Annotated in this window: 16 protein-coding genes; 7 read left to right on the top strand and 9 right to left on the bottom strand. The window is 39.9% G+C overall.

Features of this window, described 5'->3' with window-relative positions; translation table 11 throughout:
* Positions 1 to 9: 9 nt before the first annotated feature.
* The 5 genes from rfbD to KV40_RS04110 all read right to left on the bottom strand — a co-directional run bounded on the left by rfbD (position 10) and on the right by KV40_RS04110 (position 5,436).
* Complete coding sequence (gene rfbD / locus KV40_RS04130) at positions 10 to 891, bottom strand: dTDP-4-dehydrorhamnose reductase (RefSeq protein WP_036478305.1); 882 nt, start codon at positions 889 to 891, stop codon at positions 10 to 12.
* Positions 888 to 1,433, bottom strand: a complete 546-nt coding sequence (rfbC, locus tag KV40_RS04125; protein ID WP_036478304.1) for a dTDP-4-dehydrorhamnose 3,5-epimerase — start codon at positions 1,431 to 1,433, stop codon at positions 888 to 890. Before rfbC ends, rfbD begins: the two co-directional genes overlap by 4 nt.
* Before the next feature lie 127 nt (positions 1,434 to 1,560).
* Positions 1,561 to 1,950: a type II toxin-antitoxin system VapC family toxin gene (locus tag KV40_RS04120; protein ID WP_036478303.1), complete on the bottom strand. Its 390-nt coding sequence runs from the start codon at positions 1,948 to 1,950 to the stop codon at positions 1,561 to 1,563.
* Positions 1,947 to 2,174 carry a type II toxin-antitoxin system Phd/YefM family antitoxin gene (locus KV40_RS04115; RefSeq protein ID WP_036478302.1) on the bottom strand — a complete coding sequence of 76 codons (228 nt, stop codon included), beginning with the start codon at positions 2,172 to 2,174 and terminating at the stop codon, positions 1,947 to 1,949. The genes KV40_RS04120 and KV40_RS04115 overlap by 4 nt, the downstream gene beginning before the upstream one ends.
* 79 nt (positions 2,175 to 2,253) lie before the next feature.
* Positions 2,254 to 5,436, bottom strand: a complete 3,183-nt coding sequence (locus KV40_RS04110) for an alpha-mannosidase (protein WP_081942751.1) — start codon at positions 5,434 to 5,436, stop codon at positions 2,254 to 2,256.
* A 243-nt stretch (positions 5,437 to 5,679) separates the two neighbouring features.
* Here KV40_RS04110 and cruF point away from each other — a divergent pair, with 243 nt between their 5' ends.
* The 6 genes from cruF to KV40_RS04080 all read left to right on the top strand — a co-directional run bounded on the left by cruF (position 5,680) and on the right by KV40_RS04080 (position 11,008).
* Entirely contained in the window at positions 5,680 to 6,573 is an 894-nt protein-coding gene (gene cruF / locus KV40_RS04105; RefSeq protein ID WP_036478301.1) for a gamma-carotene 1'-hydroxylase CruF, read from the top strand.
* 3 nt (positions 6,574 to 6,576) lie between these two features.
* Positions 6,577 to 7,764 (top strand): 2'-O-glycosyltransferase CruG, encoded by a 1,188-nt coding sequence (gene cruG, locus KV40_RS04100; RefSeq protein ID WP_036478300.1) that lies wholly within the window; start codon positions 6,577 to 6,579, stop codon positions 7,762 to 7,764.
* Positions 7,765 to 7,872: 108 nt separating this feature from the next.
* On the top strand, positions 7,873 to 8,247 hold the full coding sequence (ebsA, locus tag KV40_RS04095; RefSeq protein WP_036478299.1) for a type IV pilus biogenesis protein EbsA: 375 nt from the start codon (positions 7,873 to 7,875) through the stop codon (positions 8,245 to 8,247).
* 29 nt (positions 8,248 to 8,276) lie between these two features.
* Positions 8,277 to 9,362, top strand: coding sequence for a phosphotransacetylase family protein (locus tag KV40_RS04090; RefSeq protein WP_036478298.1), 1,086 nt, complete (start codon positions 8,277 to 8,279; stop codon positions 9,360 to 9,362).
* Positions 9,363 to 9,490: 128 nt separating this feature from the next.
* Entirely contained in the window at positions 9,491 to 9,688 is a 198-nt protein-coding gene (locus KV40_RS04085; RefSeq protein ID WP_036478297.1) for a heavy-metal-associated domain-containing protein, read from the top strand.
* Positions 9,689 to 9,808: 120 nt separating this feature from the next.
* The gene (locus KV40_RS04080) at positions 9,809 to 11,008 is read left to right on the top strand and encodes a murein transglycosylase A (RefSeq protein ID WP_036478296.1); all 1,200 of its coding nucleotides are present in this window, start codon (positions 9,809 to 9,811) and stop codon (positions 11,006 to 11,008) included.
* A gap of 499 nt (positions 11,009 to 11,507) precedes the next feature.
* Here the strand turns inward: KV40_RS04080 and KV40_RS04075 are convergent, their stop codons facing one another.
* Positions 11,508 to 11,852 (bottom strand): hypothetical protein, encoded by a 345-nt coding sequence (locus KV40_RS04075; protein WP_036478295.1) that lies wholly within the window; start codon positions 11,850 to 11,852, stop codon positions 11,508 to 11,510.
* A 346-nt stretch (positions 11,853 to 12,198) separates the two neighbouring features.
* Between KV40_RS04075 and KV40_RS04070 the strand changes: the two genes are divergently transcribed.
* Positions 12,199 to 13,425, top strand: coding sequence for a glycosyltransferase family 4 protein (locus KV40_RS04070; RefSeq protein WP_036478294.1), 1,227 nt, complete (start codon positions 12,199 to 12,201; stop codon positions 13,423 to 13,425).
* A gap of 196 nt (positions 13,426 to 13,621) precedes the next feature.
* On the opposite strand, the gene psbQ is transcribed toward KV40_RS04070, so the two are convergent.
* From psbQ to KV40_RS04055, 3 genes are all read right to left on the bottom strand, one after another.
* The gene (gene psbQ, locus KV40_RS04065) at positions 13,622 to 14,095 is read right to left on the bottom strand and encodes a photosystem II protein PsbQ (protein ID WP_036478293.1); all 474 of its coding nucleotides are present in this window, start codon (positions 14,093 to 14,095) and stop codon (positions 13,622 to 13,624) included.
* Positions 14,096 to 14,159: 64 nt separating this feature from the next.
* Positions 14,160 to 15,020, bottom strand: a complete 861-nt coding sequence (locus KV40_RS04060; protein ID WP_072013770.1) for an alpha/beta fold hydrolase — start codon at positions 15,018 to 15,020, stop codon at positions 14,160 to 14,162.
* A gap of 72 nt (positions 15,021 to 15,092) precedes the next feature.
* A complete protein-coding gene (locus KV40_RS04055; RefSeq protein WP_036478291.1) occupies positions 15,093 to 15,716 on the bottom strand; it encodes a TIGR04282 family arsenosugar biosynthesis glycosyltransferase in 624 nt (207 codons plus the stop codon).
* Positions 15,717 to 15,747 lie beyond the last annotated feature (31 nt).

Below are 15,747 nucleotides of genomic sequence, written 5' to 3'. Positions count from 1 at the left end.
TTGTTTACATTAGGTTAAAGAGTACCATTGAGCTAACATCTGTCGCAAAGACTCCCGCCAGTGAGGGGGATAGATATCTAACGCCTGAGTTATTTTAGTTTTTGCCAGTACGGAGTAGGCTGGACGCTGTGCGGGGGTGGGATAGTCTGCGGTAGTAATTGGCAAGACTCGCTTTACTTTTAAAGGAAAACCCAACTTTTCACCTTCGTTAAAGATCGCCACCGCCAAATCGTACCAGCTAGCTACGCCACTGTTGGTATAGTGATAAGTTCCAGAAGGAATGTTTGTAAGTTTGGATAGCAAAGAAGTAATAATATAAGCTATGTCGTAAGACCAGGTAGGACTGCCAATTTGGTCGGCAACTACCCTGAGTTCTTCTCTATCTGCACCCAGTCTTAACATGGTCTTGACAAAGTTGCCATGTCCGTAAGAACCATATACCCAGGCGGTACGTAAAATAATATGGCGATCGCAGGCTTCTCTAACTCCTGTTTCTCCTAATAGTTTTGACTTTCCATAAGCACCCAAAGGATTGGTGGTATCGGTTTCGGTATAGGGAGTATGATTTTTACCATCAAAGACATAATCGGTTGAGATATGCACCATCGTCGCGCCGATTTTTTGTGCCTCTGCCGCCATGGTTTTTGGTGCGGTAGCGTTAATTGCCATCGCCAAATCGGTTTCGGTTTCGGCTTTGTCTACCGCCGTATATGCTGCGGCATTGACAATAATATCTGGCTTAATTATTGCGATCGCTTCTTTTATTTGTTCTGGTTGAGTTAAATCTAAAGTGGCGCGATCGACTCCAACTACTTCACCTAATGCAGTCAAAGTCTGCTGTAATTCGACACCAACTTGTCCTGTAATACCCGTTAGTAAAATTTTACTCATGTAAATACCTCGGCTTCACTTAGAGGTTTGGCGGCTTCATCTTTTGCCGATAGTAACGGCTTTTCATTTATTTGCCAATCAATACCAATTTCGGGATCGTTCCACAGTATCGAGCGTTCGTGTTGGGGTGCATAATAATCGGTAGTTTTATAAAGGCACTCTGCGGTATCCGACAGCACCACAAATCCATGAGCAAAGCCTTCTGGTACCCAAATTTGTCGTTTATTTTCCGCACTTAACAGACAACCAGTCCACTGTCCAAAAGTCGGAGAGCTTTTCCTAATATCTACTGCGACATCAAAAATTTCTCCCACAATAGCCCTGACTAACTTACCCTGAGTTTGTTGAATCTGATAGTGCAAACCCCGTAGAACATTTTTAGCAGAACGCGAATGGTTATCTTGCACGAACTGTGTTTTTACTCCAGTTTGTTCTTCAAAAGCCTGTTGGTTGAAACTCTCAAAAAAGAAGCCGCGATCGTCGCCAAATACTTTTGGCTCGATAATCAACACGTCGGGAATATTAGTTTTAACGATCTTCATCGAGTTTATAAAACGGTTTTTATTACAGTTTAAGATTGTATGTCAGCCAGGGAAAATTATTAGTTAATATCAGAAATGTTGAATTAAAAGTAAAGAAAGACGGAGCTTGCTCTGACCGTTTGTCAATCTAACTATTGATTAGAGTTGTAGAATACTTATCAAAGGCTATGTCTATAGTTACGATAGGTATTTCCTCTATTATGGATTGAGCAATAATGAGACGGTCAAAGGGATCTCTGTGGTGGAAAGGAAGCGTAGCATTAATTCTTAAATGCTCTAATTCAATATTGAGTAACTGTATAACGCTTGTAGTTACTTCTCTCTCTACAAATTCTTTATAGTTGGGATCTAATGTTAGTTTACCTAAATTATATTTAATCGACATTTCCCAAAGGCTAGCAATACTTAAATAACTTACATTGTTTTTATCTTCAATTAGATCTTTGAGGCGGTTACTGAGTTTGGGATTATCATTTACGAACCACAGAAATGTATGTGTATCTAACAGAAGTTTCATTCCATATATTCCTGAAAATCTTCTAAAGGTTCATCAAAATCGCTACTCATCCAAACTTTACCTTTAGCACTACCTCTTTTTAAGGGACGTAATACCAAGGGTATGGGCGAGATCTTGGCTACTGGCTTGTTATCTTGGGTAATTATAATTTCTTTGCCTTTAATGGCTAGGTCTAGAACCTTTGATATATTTGCCTTAGCTTGAGTTATGTCTAGTTGAGTCATAGTATGAATTTAACTTTCTATTTCTTATTTCAACTCTATCGCTGATTCAATCAATTCTACTCTAAAGACCCCACGCAAACTAATAATTATAAAAAGATTTTACAGTCTTGAAAGTCATTATCTGCCAAGGAATGACGACTACTTCTCGCGCTTTGTTAGAATCTTCAATAACTTCTTCTAAAATATTAGTTCGACAGTCAAAATTTAACTCAAGTTCATTTTGTAGAGATAACTTTGCTGTTTTACCGCAACACTCATAAAAGCGAATCACTACTTCTCTGGTATTTCTTTCATTAGGCTTCAACGCAGTCAAAATTAAATTTTCTGCTGATAGATTTAGAAAACTTTTTGCGACAAATAATTGTTTTTTATCCAAGCGAGCTTTGTGTTTGTTATTATCTATAAATATTTTTTGCAACGGCACATTTAATTCATAGCTTTTTTGTACGGTTTTAGCCTCGCGCCAGTCGTTTTGATGGGGATAAATAGCGTAAGTAAACTGATGTTTGCTTCGATCGCAAGTAGGGTCGGGCCATAAAGGAGAACGCAATAAAGTTAGACGTATTCGGTTGGAGTTAAAATCGTGACCGTGTTTGCAATCGTTGAGTAGACTAACTCCATATTCGCTACTATTATCTGTTAAATCGACCCACTTCAAAGCAGCAACTTCCCACTTAGCCTTTTCTAGTTCTGTTTCTGGCTTGGTAGGATGCTCGATCGCGCCACAGGCAATTTCTCGCGTAAAGCGATCGCTTTCTATGTTTAAAGGAAAAGCAGTTTTGACGACAACATTAGTTTCCTGCCAGTCTACATAGTTAGTTATTTTTAAAATTGGCGAGTTTATTTGCAGTATGTAGTCTTGAACAAATTGCGATTTGCCTAAAGTTTTAATTACTCGAATACGCTGCTGTAATTTGCCTTGATCCAGCCATTGAATCGATTCTAATTTTGCATTGGGCAAGGGATATTGCTCGTAATCAGGGTCGATATTCCACGCATCCCAATATTGTCCTTTATCTGTAAATGCCTGTAGTTTATTTCCCGCACCGCTTAATATTTCTCTTTGGTTAACCTTGTCGTAAGTACTGTCTAAATCTCCAGTCTGAGAATTTACAGCCACCTTTAGATATTCGTTTTCTAATCTGTAATCTAAATTAATATCTAAATTAGTTTCCGTTTTTTTTTCTTTGGCATCTACTAACCAAAAAAGTCGATAGCCAACGGAAGGAATATCTTTAGCTAAAAATAATAATTTGTTGCCGTCGATAAATTGCGATCGCAATTTATTTCCTTCATAATCGTACACTTGGCAATTTTTACTGGTTTCTATTTCTACAATTTCAGAACGCTTCCAGTTTAGAGAATTAAAAATTACTAGCGGTTTGCCATCAGGGTATGGTGGAGAAGGTAAGGCAATACATTCGGCAACTGCTTTTAAAGCTGCTGACAAGGTATTTTCACCAATTTCTATTGCCGTTTCCCAATCTTTATTAGCTTCGGTAAAGACTTCGGGAATAGATGTGCCTGGTAAGATATCGTGAAATTGATTGAATAAGACTTTTTTCCAGGCGGTTTCTAGATGTTGCTGCCAACCTTGACAAGAAGTTTTTTCAACTGTATTATACATAATGGAAAATATTGCTTGCCTTGCGAACCAGTCAGGATTTACCAAATTAGCTATAGTTGCCCACAACTCCGCCTCATACAGTAAGGTTTCACAGTAACGATTGAACTTCTTCTGATCGGCATGGGTAGTATAGCAACCGCGATGCAGTTCTAGATATAGCTCATCTTGCCATAGAGGAAGCTTGTCAGCATTCCGATTAATTTTTGCCAAATATTCACTGGCAGTAGTAAATTTAATTTCGGGAAAAAATGGTGACTCATCCCACTTTGCCGCTACATCCAGCATATCTTTAGTCGGTCCTCCGCCATGATCGCCGACTCCAGGTAGCCAAAAGATCTCCTGCAAACCAGTCTGGCATTCCCACTCAACAGCATAGTCGCTCATAACCATAGGGTTAGTATCCATCACGCCAGTAACATTTGGCGGAGACATAAGCGTAAGTAACCTCGTCCCGTCGGGAGACTCCCACCAAAAACATCCCAAAGGGAACTTATTAGTATCATTCCAGTGCAGTTTTCCCGTAACAAAATAATCGATACCGCTTTGCTGAAAAATTTGTGGTAGTTGCCAAGTAAAGCCAAAGCTATCTGGTAGCCAGGCAACTCTAGTAATATCCCCAAACTTATCTTTAAAATATTTCTGCCCGTAAAGTAATTGCCTGATTAAAGACTCGCCACTAACCAAATTTAGTTCTGGTTCTACCCACATTCCCCCCAACACTTCCCATTTTCCCTGTTTGACTGCATCTCGAACAGCCTTAAACAGTTCGGGACGATGATGTTCTAGCCATTCGTATAAGGCAGGGGTAGTATGTCCAAAGGTAAGATGAGGATAATTTTGTTGTAAGTCCAAGACAGAATTAAAAGTACGCTGAGCCACTTCGTAGGTTTCGGCAGTAGTCCATAGCCAAGCCATATCTAGATGGGCGTGACCTAGTAGATTAAAACGGCGTTGCTTAATATTTTTCGCTAACGGCAATAGTCGCTGTCGTAAAGCTGCTAAATCGCGATCGAACCTGTCGGCATTGGTAATATTGTTCCAGTCGAGCTTATTTATCTCTGTCGCTAATATTTCCAGGTTATCTGGTTCAAACTCAAGCGTATATTTAAGTAAGACGGCAAGTTCGTCTGCAACTAAACCAGGATCGAGGTTATTAACTCGTTCGTAAATTAAGTGCGATCGCATTAATGCCCCAATGTCGTGCTGGGGAGTAAGCAAACGAATGGCGATCTTATATTCATTGTTGACTATAGCATTGTCAGTAAGCAAAATGCGAGCGGAAGAATCAAATAAATCTCCCTGTTGTTTTAGTTCGCCATTGACAAATATTTGAGCATCTTCTGCCCACCAAGTTAGTACCAGCCTCAAACTCAATCCCGCTAGCGGATAGCCTGCTATTGTTTGGGGAATAGTAATCTTTTGCTGTAACCATACGGTTTGCTTGCCTTGAGAAAAAATAAGGTAGCCTTTTTCATTCGGTAATACCGAGCGAGCGTTTTCTAAATTTACTGTATCGAAGTTGTTTTGAATTCCTGTCTCGGCAAGAAAATACCAGTGATGCTGTATATCCAACTGAACTAACTGGCGCAACGAAGTAATTACTTTTTCAATACCGACAATTAAAGTTTCAGACACGATTATTAAATAAAGCGAAAGATAAAAACTAAACTCATACTAAATCCGATTGTTGTAAGTCAACAGGCGATCGCGCAAAATCCTTTAAACCTCCTAAACTAGGAGAATATGGCGATTATGACGATATCGAATGCTATTTGCGGTTGACACGATCGCTCAAAAACTCTTCAGTGAAAGCTAACACTAAATTAATTAATATTTGTAAACTAATAAAGAACTAATTTCGATCCACTTTATTTAGTAATGAAACAATTGTTTAGTGCCGAACGCTATTTCCTAATCGGTCATATTTTATCTATGGCTTTTGGCTTGGCAGGAATTATTTTAGTCTTACCCAATCCCGATTTTCTCGCTCGACTGTCTCAATTTGAATGGGGACAAACCATTTTTGGCTGGTCGATGGCTGGCGGTGGTGTAGCTTATATGCTTTTAGGAACGGCAGCGATCTCAGTTTATGGCTATCGTACTTTAGGCAAGTGGCATCTTTTAAGCTTTATGATTCCCGCGATCGCGCTATCTTTGGGTAGCGAACTTTTAGGTACTAGCACTGGTTTTCCTTTCGGACATTATCGTTATCTCAGTGGATTGGGTTACAAAATTGCGGGTTTAGTTCCCTTTACCATTCCCCTATCCTGGTTTTATGTTGGTTTTAGTGCCTATATCATCGCCCGTGCTGGCTTGGCAACTATAGATATTAATGAGGGATGGCGACAATTTGGCGCGATCGCGATCGGTGCTTTGTGCCTTACCTCCTGGGATTTTGTACTCGATCCAGCAATGAGCCAAACAGCCATTCCTTTCTGGATTTGGGAACAACCAGGAGCGTTTTATGGTATGCCCTATCAAAACTTTGCAGGTTGGTTGGGTACTGGCATTCTGTTTATGACTGTTGCTGCTTACTTGTGGAAAATTAAACCTACAAGCTTACCTCAAAACCATCTAACACTACCCCTATCTATATATCTAGCTAACTTTGCTTTTGGTGCTATTTTAAGTTTGGCAGCAGGTATTTATCTACCAATCTCTTTAGGATTTATTTTGGGAATCTTGCCGTTACTGATTTTATATGTAATGGCTAGCAATCGTTCTACACCTCAAACCAAAGAATTAGCTACCGCTAGTCTCCGTTGGGAGTAATTTGTGAATTTTCCTATCTTAGATGTTGTTTCTCTGGGACTGTTACTGTCTCAGGGAGTAGCAACTTTAATTTTATTATCCCGTTTGCTAAAAGGTGCGTTCCGTCGTTCTCCTCTAAAACCTAAAACAGCTAACCCCAACATAATCGGTAAGGTAAGCGCGATCGTTCCCACTCTCAATGAAGCCGCTCGAATTTCTCCCTGCCTGGAAGGCTTGAGTTCTCAAAGCTACGAACTGCGAGAAGCCATCGTCGTCGATAGTAACTCTCAAGATGGAACTCAAGACATTGTCAAAGCCACTGCGTCTCAAGATCCCAGATTTCAGTTAATAACCGATCCCCCCCTGCCTCAAGGCTGGATCGGTCGTCCCTGGGCTTTACACACGGGGTATTTACATAGTTCGCCCAAGAGCGAGTGGATTTTGGGTATAGATGCCGATACCCAACCACAGCCAGGCTTAGTCCCCAGTTTGATTGCCGTCGCGGAAACTGAAGGGTTCGATCTTATCTCCCTTGCACCCCAGTTTATTTTGCAATACTCAGGAGAATGGTGGCTGCAACCTGCGTTACTAATGACATTGCTCTATCGTTTTGATTCTGCTGGTGTCAGTGCAGCCAGTCCCCAACGAGTAATGGCAAACGGACAGTGTTTTTTTTGTCGTCGTGAGGTATTAGAAGCATTAAATGGTTATACGACGGCAGCAAGTTCGTTTTGTGACGATGTAACTTTAGCCCGCAACATTGCCGCAGCAGGCTATAAAGTTGGGTTTCTAGACGGTGCCAAAGTAATCAAAGTCAGGATGTATGAGGGAATGTCTGAAACCTGGCAGGAGTGGGGGCGATCGCTCGATCTCAAAGACGCAGCTTCTACCGCTCAGGTTTGGGGAGATGTAGCTTTTCTTGTCTGCGTTCAAGGATTGCCTTTATTTATCTGTGCGCTCGGCATTTATTTATTGTCAGCAGGATATTTTAGTCTACCCGCGATCTTTTTATTAAGCCTAAATGTATTTTTACTGTTATTGCGGTGGGGAATGCTAATTGCGATCGCGCCTTCATATTCAGGACTATCGCTATTTTCTCCAGCTTCATTAAGCTTTTGGCTATCTCCCCTTGCAGATCCTTTAGCCGTCTGGCGAATAGTTCTCTCTTGTTGGCAAACTCCTACCAAGTGGCGCGGTAGAAGTTATCAATGAGCAACTTTTCAATGAGCAATGAGCAATGAGCAACACTAAAAAACTGATGTTATAACGTAGGAAGTTAAATATTAAATATTTGCTAAATTTAATTACTTATTTTTATTTATGCCTACGCTCGAACAGTTAAAGCCTGCCAGTCGTGCAGAGACGATCCTGTATATACCTTACTATGCAAAAAATAAACATAGTTTGCTGCCTCAAGCAATTGCACTCTATCAACAGGGAAGTTTAGAAGGAGATCGAAACATAGAAGGTGGAGAAAGCATACCCTTTGTTGCCAGTTGGTATGTATCCAAACTACCCTCAGAATTAACTCGCTGTCGGCTTCAGTTTGACGGGCAGGCAGAATTAAGCTATGAAGTTACTCTGTCTAATTCAGAGTTTATCGATTACTTAATTGATGTCATTGTTGACTTTCAAAGCTCTAAGTGTACGGATTTTCCCAGAGGCTTTTATCGAAAACTGCTACGCTTTGAATAGAAATAAATCAAAGATTAAGGAGTCTAAACGTGGCAGATGCCAAATATTTGTTGGTGGGTTCGACTGAAGAACATAGTGGTAAATCAACAACCATACTTGGTTTGACTCATCTTTTTCTCGAACATCAAATAAAGATCGCTTATGGCAAACCATTGGGAACGTATGTGAGCGAACAGTCGGGAGAAATTGTCGAAGAAGATCTAAATTTTTTATCGACTACATTAGGACTATCAGACGATCGCGTTTGTCCGCCGTTATTATCTCTCGATCGCGAAACGAGCGAGCGGCGTTTAAAAGGTGAAGACACCCAAAATTATGCGGCTACTATCCAAGAGCGTATCGGACAAACTGATAGTGATTTGATCTTATTAGAAGGTGCTAAAGATCTATCGCAAGGTAGTTTGTTTAATCTTTCGGTGTCAGAAATCGCCGAGGCGGTAGATGCCTCGATTCTATTGGTGGCTCGCTACAATTCTCTATCTTTAGTTAGTAGTTTGTTGACTGCTAAGAAATTTTTAGGCGATCGCCTGATTGGAGTATCGATCGCTGGTGTTCCTGTCTCCGAACTACAGTCGGTTAGAGAAACAATAAAACCTTTTTTAGAACGTCAGGATATTCCCGTATTGGGCATCATTCCACAAGATAATTTACTTAGAGCGGTAAGCGTAGGTGAGTTGGCTCGCAGGCTCGATGCTAAAGTACTCTGTTGTCACAGCCATTTAAATTGGCTGGTAGAAAGTCTGAGCATTGGTGCCATGAACGTCAACTCGGCTCTAGAATTTTTCCGTCAGCGAGAAAACATGGCGGTAATTACAGGTGGCGATCGCACCGAACTACAGTTGGCGGCTTTAGAAACTTCGACACACTGTTTGATTTTAACAGGGCGCACTCCGCCTCAGTCTTTGATTCTTAGTCGTGCAGAGGATCTACAGGTGCCAGTTTTGTCTGTAAATACCGACACCCTAACTACAGTTGAAGTTGTCGATCGCTCCTTTGGTACGGTTCCCATCCAAGAACCAATAAAAGTGCAGCGGGTTCGAGAGTTAATGGAAAAACACTTTGATATTGAAAGGTTGATTGACAAACTAGGATTAAAATCGGCTGTAATAGCTTAAAATAGCTAACGACAGAGTTTAAACTCGAATTGTTATTGACTACCTTAAAGAAAATTTAGAAAGGTGGTTGATTTGGAGTGCCGATAATTAAATTATTTGACAAACTTATTAAGTGAGAATTCTAAACTATGGCTGAAATTAATTTTAAAGTTCCTAGTATGGTGTGCGAAGGTTGTGTAGATACGGTTACTAAGGCAATTGTTACTGAAGAACCACAGGCTAAAGTAGATATCGATCTCGATACCAAACAGGTAAAAGTAAACACAGAAGCTTCTGAATCTTCAATCAAACAGGTAGTTGTGGCATCGGGACATACTGTCGAGTAAACTATTGGTCTGTCATATTTAACTGATGGGTTGAGATAAGCAGGGAAGATATTGTCCATTACCAATTATTTACCTTTCATTAATTAAATAGACAAAACACCAAAAGTTATCGATCGGATTATGAAAAATTCACTTGCGATTAAAATTTCTAGTATCAGCGTAGTCGCGACTGTTTTTTTCAGTTCGATAGCAACGGCTGCTCCTTTAAAAGCGGTACGGTTTGATGAAGTAAAACTCGGACTAGACGAACGGCTGTCCTCAGATTGCGAAAGCGAGCGTTGTTCTCTAGTTCGAGATAATGGCTTATTAGATAATAAGTGGAACGAGGTTAGCCGCAACAATCTGAAACAGGCAATCGATAATAGCCTCTACTATTTAAGTACGCCCAAAGCAGCTAAAGATTACCATCAATCACAATCGAAATTTGATTTGGCAAGAGTGAGGCGGTCGCTGGTTCGTTTTCGCCAACTACTTTTAACTAGCAATTCACCAGCGGACTTGGCGCAAGCCGTAGAAGCTGAATTTGTTTTATATCAATCTATTGGTAAAGATCGTCTTGGCACTGTAGAGTTTACGGGTTATTTTGAGCCATTATTTAAAGCCAGTCGAGTTCCTACCGCAGAATATCGCTATCCTCTATATCGTTTACCAACACTTGCTGAAGGAAACCATCCTACTCGCATCGAACTAGAAGGCACAGATGGTTTGGGTAACGCTCGCAGCATCTTAGCAGGTTACGAATTAGTATGGTTGCGCGATCGCCTGGAAGCCTATCTGGTGCAGGTACAGGGAGCAGCAAAACTACAGCTAACCGACGGCACGATTATGAGTGTTGGCTATGGCGGCAGTACTGATTATCCCTACGTTAGTATCGGTGGCGAACTGGTTAAAGACAGCGTTTTTGCTAAAGAAGAATTGAGCTTACCCAAGCTGATAAATTATTTTAAAGAGCATCCCGATTTACTAGATAAATATATTCCTCGTAATAACCGCTTTATTTTTTTTAGAGAAACTAACGGTGCAGCACCGACAGGTAGTTTGGGCGTTCCCGTAACTGGCGATCGCACGATTGCCACCGATAAATCTTTAATGCCTCCTGGAGCGTTAGCTTTAATCGTAGCACCCATACCTAAAGCTATGCCGACAGGAGAAATTGCTACCAAAACCACCAGTCAATATGTATTGGATCAAGATACGGGGAGCGCGATAAAAGGAGCGGGAAGAGTCGATATTTTTCTCGGCAGTGGCGCGATCGCTGGCGAACGTGCGGGAAGACTTAATGGTACTGGCAAGCTATACTACTTGCTTTTAAAAGAGTAACAATACAACTATGAATGCCGTGCCAAAAAGATTTTTATCTTTAGAAATAAACAACTATAAAACTTACCGTTGCCTAATATCTAATGTTGCAGCTTATAGCAATAATGCTCTGGCAAGATGAGTTCATTGTCCAATGGTAAACAATCGACCAATTTGTTATGGTATGTATCTAGATCTGTAAAGTATTGCTAGAGACAATGAGTTTAATTTACATCCGTATGTTAAATATTTTGATGAGTTGTCTAAAAAACTAAAAACAAATGTAACTAAATTGAGAAAAACATATTTAGCTCATTAACGTGAAATTCTGTTGCGAATGATTTTAGATAAATCCTATCCCGAAGATAGAGAATCGGCAAAAAAATTACTAGATTAGATAATTAAAGTCGAACAAACGTGTTAGCGAACTTAACTTGAGACACCATTATTAATGCACGACATACAAGCTAAAAAACTTAAAGTTAGAGCAAAAAAGCACTATTTATTATTTCAGTAATTACTAACCATCATCTTTATTTTGTTCAATTTCTATAATATTATTATCTTCGATTTCGTCTGGCGAATTAGCTATAATAACTTCAGTCAGTACATCAGTAAGATTGTAAAAAGCAGAATTTATATTCATTGTCCATATACGTAAGTATACAAGTAATTCGATAATTTTTTCAGAATCATTTGAATCTATATTGTTTATTAGTTCTTGTGTCAAATCATTAAATTTGCGAACGTCGTCTAAATAACTTCGATTTATAGACTCTGCTTCTTCAATTAATTCAGAAGAATTAGTATCGTTTTTTATCTTAATAAGTGCATAGTATAATTCAGAAAGTTTTGGTAATGTCATTTTTCTTACAGTAGCTTTAAAATACTTTTTGTTTGACAGCTTTATTTGCTTTGTTAAAGTCTATAACAATGTCAACTTTAGATGTAATTTATCCTTAAAACTACGAGTTGCTACAAAAATTACTATAGCTAACAAAATCCACACATTTGAATTGGCAACCTAGCATAGAAACAAGTCTTTAGTTGTCAAAAATCATCATCGTATAGCGATCGCTACAAAAACTAATTTTTAACTCGCCGCAAATTGAGTTTGCCAACTGCCTCATAAGTAGCTAGGATTCTAGATACTTCTTAACGATTGATGCTTGAGGTTTGGTTTTATTGTCATTTTCTATCAGTAAAAATTCATGAATATTCTCATGCTTTGTTCTACCTTCCCCTATCCTCCAACCAAAGGTAGAAAACAACTAAGAACGTATCATTTATTACAATATCTAGCCCAACGACACCGAGTTACACTTCTGACTCAGCGCAGTCAAGAAGTTAGCGATGAAGAAGTAGAAGTTCTTAGAGAACAAGTAGCAGAACTAGCAATTTTTACGCCCGAAACAACCGAGCCTCCTCAAAAACTAATTGATAAAGCCAAACGTCTGCGAACTTTTCTTCAGGAAGGTACGCTACCAAAAGTTCTTAGTTCCTATTCTGCCGACATAGCCGATTGGGTCAACACGGAAGTTACTAACAGTACCTTTGACTGTATCGTCTGTGAAGATAGTGCCGATGAAATATATATCAGCCCCAACTGGCAAAATTTCTTTGGAGTTGTCTTAAATCTTCATTGTTCTGAATACAGTGTTTACAAACAGCAGCTGGAAATTGGCGACTCGAAAAACGAATTAAAAGACCAAATCAACTTGGGCTTTAGACGACGATACGAACGAAGCTATTTGGGTAAATTCAGCGCGATCGTCACTGTTACTGAAATCGAGCGACGTATTGTTAAAAAACTAGATCCAGAAAGTCGAATTGTTGCTATAGCTAATGGTGTCGATCTTAAAAAGTTTCCCCGTCGCGTGACCAATCAAGGGGGACAACGCATAGTTTTTGTCGGCAATATGGAGCGACCATTTAACATTGATGCTGCCAGAATGTTAGCCTTAGAAATTTTTCCTGAAATTCGTCAACGCTATCCAGAAGCAGCTTTAGAACTTGTAGGTGCTAATCCCGTACCAGAAATTTTAGAGCTAAAAAATTTACCAGGAATTAAAGTAACGGGTAAAGTTAGAAACGTGGTTGAGTATTTACATTGGGCAACGGTTTGTGTAATTCCCATTCGTCAGGGATTTGGTCTAAAAAATCGCACTCTCGAAGCAATGGCTGCTGGAGTTCCTGTAGTGGGAAGCGATCGCGCTTTATCGGGATTGCAGGTTGATGGTGCTAGTATTCCTTTACGAGCTATGCGTGCCAATACTATTGAAGAATATGTATATGCGATCGCCCGTTTGTTTTCCGAATCAAAGCTAAGAGCCAAACTTTCAGAAAACGGTCGCAAACTAGTTGAAACCGAATATACCTGGGAAAAAATCGGGCAGAAATACGAACGTATATTAATTGATGCTTGCGTCAAAAAATAATAAATCGCCAAATAGATCGAAATCTATTTGGCGATTGTAACTATAACTTTAAGTTACTAGTAGACATAGACTTAAATAAGCCTACCAAAGAAAAACTAGCAACCAACTTAATTTAAGTAACAAGTAACAGATAGCAGATAACAATTAACTCTCTGCTACTTTGAAACTACTTTCTACTTCCGCGTAGCGGTAATATTTAAGCGTTGCCTGTTTTTTCGGCAACAGTCGCCTTTTGAGGAATTAATTCGGCATAATTATCGAGGTCGGAAATTACCTCTTTGTACTCTTCCATAGCCTGAGTGTAGTTTTTATTTCTGGCTGCTAGATCGATATCTTCAAGATGTCTGAAAATGTCTTTAGCCATTACAGTTGCTTTTTCTTGCTCCTCTGGTAGCAAAAACTTGGATAGAGAAGACATGTCACTACGCAAGAAACCTAAAGGACCGTGAATAAAGTTAGAAACATCCGCCCATTTCTCTTGACCGAGCGCTTTTCCTAGTTCTGGCATTCTTTCTCTTACTTGGTCTATGGGTATGCGATAGGTATTAATTTTCTCAATTTTTTCAGGAGTATATGTAGGTGGTGCTGATGCTTGGGGAGAGCCGCAACTAACTACAAGAGTTGCTACTAGCACTAACATTAACGATAAAATAGAGCGAAAAATATTCATGTTCTTTCAAAAAGGTACTTCTTTCTTAATTATTTATTTATAATTTTCTCAAGAAATTGGTTTTTTAGAAAACTTTACGACGAAAAAACTGTACTATAGCCCGTGCAATCTCTTTTGACCAGTGTTCTTGAGGATAGTGCCTGGCTTCTGAAAGCTCTACAAATTGAGCTTTGGGAAGAGAATTGGCTAGCTTTTGGACTTCGCTTGAATCTAACCAAGGGTCGGACATCCCCCAAACAAATAATATTGGCTGCTGCCACTGCCTCAAGCCTGTCTCAATCGAGGCGGTAGTATTAGTCAGGTCTAGCTTTTGAATTGTAGTTCTCAATGCTCTACCAACAGCAGAGGTTTTTAAAAATGGTTGGCGATGAATGGCTAGTTCGGCATCGCTAATGACAAAACCGCTGCCTTTTTCCAAAGTGCGATCGACCATTAGCGGATCTTGTACCATCATATCGCCTGCTATAGGAATACTTAGTTGCTTCATCCTCCAGGGAATTTTGGCAGTATTGACAGGAGTATTAAGAATAATTAATCCTTCAATAGCTTCGGGATGTTGCAAGGCATATTGCAAACCAACCGAACCGAGATAACCCTGCACTACCAGATAAAATTTTTTTAATTCTAATGCAGCAATAAAATCGCTCAAGGCAGTTAAAAAGGCTTCGGGAGTGTAGGCAAACTTGCGCTTGTTGGGTTTATCAGAACTGCCAAAACCAATCCAGTCAGGAGCGATGGTAGGAAGGTCTTCCGCAGCTAGCATGGTCATTAACCCTCGCCAAGTGTAGCTATGAGTGGGAATGCCGTGTAATAACAGTACGGGTGGGCGAGCGCCTGCTACTTCTGTATAGCGATAAAACCACTGCAAATTACCAACCTGAATTTTTGCTTCTTGAATTGACACCCTAACTACTTCCCTCAACATGCGATCGTATCACTCGATCGTACGGCAATTCGGACTTCAATTTACGGTCGGCAAATAAATAAGTAACCGAACTTAATCGTTTGCCCGATTCTTATATTTTTGCCAAACAAACAAGTCTTCAGGGCGATCGACATCTATTAGAACGGGTAAATAACCGATATTTAAACCTAAACTAGCAGCAGTCTTTTTAGTTTGCGCTAATACTCTGTCGGTTCCCCAATCAATATTGACAAATAACTGAGGAATAGTACGATTTAAACCGATTAAATAATAGCCGCCATCTTCGGCAATACCTAAAACCAAATCTCGTCTTTTTAAAGCTTCAAATGCCTCTGACAAAATAGATGTATCGATATCGGGACAGTCGATGCCAATAGTTACTACGCGATCGCTATCTCGCTTGAAAGCGCGATCGAATGCCGAGCGCATTTTTTGCCCCAAATCTCCTGCTACTTGTGGATAATAATCAAACTCATTACCCAACCACTCAGACATTAATCGTTCGTTACCTCCTGCAAAGTGAATTTCTAAGTTTATCGAACGAAATTTACTCAGTTTCCTTACGGTAGCGAGAGTATGTTCGGTCATTGCTTTTTGCAACTCGGCAGCACCTTCAGCACCAAGGGCGGGGATCATCCGAGTTTTAGTTTTACCTGCTTCGGGATAGCGGCTAAAAATAATTAGAGTTTCGCTCATTCATTAGTTGGACAGAGTAGTAATAGTTAAA

The organism is Myxosarcina sp. GI1, from assembly GCF_000756305.1.
Classification (GTDB): domain Bacteria; phylum Cyanobacteriota; class Cyanobacteriia; order Cyanobacteriales; family Xenococcaceae; genus Myxosarcina.
Note: the sequence above shows the minus strand (reverse complement) of the source record. Positions and strands in the feature narration are given on the sequence as shown.

Coding starts and splice junctions, on each gene's coding strand:
- rfbD (WP_036478305.1), bottom strand. CDS start 891: ATGAGTAAAATTTTACTAACGGGTATTACAGGACAAGTTGGTGTCGAA.
- rfbC (WP_036478304.1), bottom strand. CDS start 1,433: ATGAAGATCGTTAAAACTAATATTCCCGACGTGTTGATTATCGAGCCA.
- KV40_RS04120 (WP_036478303.1), bottom strand. CDS start 1,950: ATGAAACTTCTGTTAGATACACATACATTTCTGTGGTTCGTAAATGAT.
- KV40_RS04115 (WP_036478302.1), bottom strand. CDS start 2,174: ATGACTCAACTAGACATAACTCAAGCTAAGGCAAATATATCAAAGGTT.
- cruF (WP_036478301.1), top strand. CDS start 5,680: ATGAAACAATTGTTTAGTGCCGAACGCTATTTCCTAATCGGTCATATT.
- ebsA (WP_036478299.1), top strand. CDS start 7,873: ATGCCTACGCTCGAACAGTTAAAGCCTGCCAGTCGTGCAGAGACGATC.
- KV40_RS04085 (WP_036478297.1), top strand. CDS start 9,491: ATGGCTGAAATTAATTTTAAAGTTCCTAGTATGGTGTGCGAAGGTTGT.
- KV40_RS04080 (WP_036478296.1), top strand. CDS start 9,809: ATGAAAAATTCACTTGCGATTAAAATTTCTAGTATCAGCGTAGTCGCG.
- KV40_RS04075 (WP_036478295.1), bottom strand. CDS start 11,852: ATGACATTACCAAAACTTTCTGAATTATACTATGCACTTATTAAGATA.
- KV40_RS04070 (WP_036478294.1), top strand. CDS start 12,199: ATGAATATTCTCATGCTTTGTTCTACCTTCCCCTATCCTCCAACCAAA.
- psbQ (WP_036478293.1), bottom strand. CDS start 14,095: ATGAATATTTTTCGCTCTATTTTATCGTTAATGTTAGTGCTAGTAGCA.
- KV40_RS04060 (WP_072013770.1), bottom strand. CDS start 15,020: ATGTTGAGGGAAGTAGTTAGGGTGTCAATTCAAGAAGCAAAAATTCAG.
- KV40_RS04055 (WP_036478291.1), bottom strand. CDS start 15,716: ATGAGCGAAACTCTAATTATTTTTAGCCGCTATCCCGAAGCAGGTAAA.